This is a genomic window from Microbacterium sp. MPR-TSA4 (assembly GCF_058792815.1).
The window spans coordinates 3,497-5,315 of sequence record NZ_JBXAFF010000081.1 but is presented as its reverse complement, the minus strand read 5'-3'; the positions used below and the strand labels follow the sequence as shown (position 1 = coordinate 5,315).

Below are 1,819 nucleotides of genomic sequence, written 5' to 3'. Positions count from 1 at the left end.
GTCTGTTAACGGGAAATGGCCACCCAGCGTTGGGTGGCCATTTCCTGAAATGAAGTCCGGCGGTGTCCTACTCTCCCACAGGGTCCCCCCTGCAGTACCATCGGCGCTGTGAGGCTTAGCTTCCGGGTTCGGAATGTGACCGGGCGTTTCCCTCACGCTATGGCCGCCGAAACACTATTGATGTTTCATCAAGCACACAACGATCGAAGATCAGTTGTGCAGTTCTCGACCGTACATCGAGAACCACTCAGTGGACGCAAGCACCAAAACGGTGTGTTATCAAGTCATCGGCTTATTAGTACCGGTCAGCTTCACGTGTTGCCACGCTTCCACATCCGGCCTATCAACCCAGTAGTCTGGCTGGGAGCCTCTCGCCCGAAGGCATGGAAATCTCATCTTGAGGCCGGCTTCCCGCTTAGATGCTTTCAGCGGTTATCCATCCCGAACGTAGCTAACCAGCGGTGCTCTTGGCAGAACAACTGGCACACCAGAGGTTCGTCCAACCCGGTCCTCTCGTACTAGGGTCAGATCCTCTCAAATTTCCTACGCGCGCAGCGGATAGGGACCGAACTGTCTCACGACGTTCTAAACCCAGCTCGCGTACCGCTTTAATGGGCGAACAGCCCAACCCTTGGGACCTACTCCAGCCCCAGGATGCGACGAGCCGACATCGAGGTGCCAAACCATGCCGTCGATATGGACTCTTGGGCAAGATCAGCCTGTTATCCCCGAGGTACCTTTTATCCGTTGAGCGACAGCGCTTCCACAAGCCACTGCCGGATCACTAGTCCCGACTTTCGTCCCTGCTCGACCTGTCAGTCTCACAGTCAAGCTCCCTTGTGCACTTACACTCGCCACCTGATTGCCAACCAGGTTGAGGGAACCTTTGGGCGCCTCCGTTACTTTTTGGGAGGCAACCGCCCCAGTTAAACTACCCACCAGGCACTGTCCCTGAACCGGATTACGGTTCGAAGTTAGATATCCAGAGTGACCAGAGTGGTATTTCAACAATGACTCCACGGTAACTGGCGTCACCGCTTCAAAGTCTCCCACCTATCCTACACAAGCCACACCGAACACCAATACCAAGCTGTAGTAAAGGTCACGGGGTCTTTCCGTCCTGCTGCGCGTAACGAGCATCTTTACTCGTAGTGCAATTTCGCCGAGTTCGCGGTTGAGACAGTTGGGAAGTCGTTACGCCATTCGTGCAGGTCGGAACTTACCCGACAAGGAATTTCGCTACCTTAGGATGGTTATAGTTACCACCGCCGTTTACTGGGGCTTAAATTCTCAGCTTCGCCTTACGGCTAACCGGTCCTCTTAACCTTCCAGCACCGGGCAGGCGTCAGTCCGTATACATCGTCTTGCGACTTGGCACGGACCTGTGTTTTTAATAAACAGTCGCTACCCACTAGTCTCTGCGGCCACCACACCCTTTTTGAGGCAAGCTCATATAAGTGGATGGCCCCCCTTCTCCCGAAGTTACGGGGGCATTTTGCCGAGTTCCTTAACCACGATTCTCTCGATCTCCTTGGTATTCTCTACCTGACCACCTGAGTCGGTTTGGGGTACGGGCGGCTAGAACCTCGCGTCGATGCTTTTCTTGGCAGCAGAGGATCACCCACTTTTTATCCGCATCGTGTCTCAGCCTGTAAGAGTCACGGATTTGCCTATGACTCGGCCTACGCACTTGCCCCGGGACAACCATCGCCCGGGTTGGGCTACCTTCCTGCGTCACACCTGTTAATACGCTAACCGCACCAGCATGGGGTCATGCGCTAGCTCCAACGCTCTCACCCCGAAGGGATCGATACAAAGT

2 rRNA genes (1 of these 2 only partly in view) are annotated in these 1,819 nt (G+C 54.8%); both read right to left on the bottom strand.

From position 1 onward, the window contains the following. Positions 1–54: 54 nt before the first annotated feature. Positions 55–171, bottom strand: a 5S ribosomal RNA gene (gene rrf / locus AC1Q49_RS15965). A gap of 104 nt (positions 172–275) precedes the next feature. After that, a 23S ribosomal RNA gene (locus AC1Q49_RS15960) occupies positions 276–1,819 on the bottom strand (it continues 1,739 nt past the right edge of the window).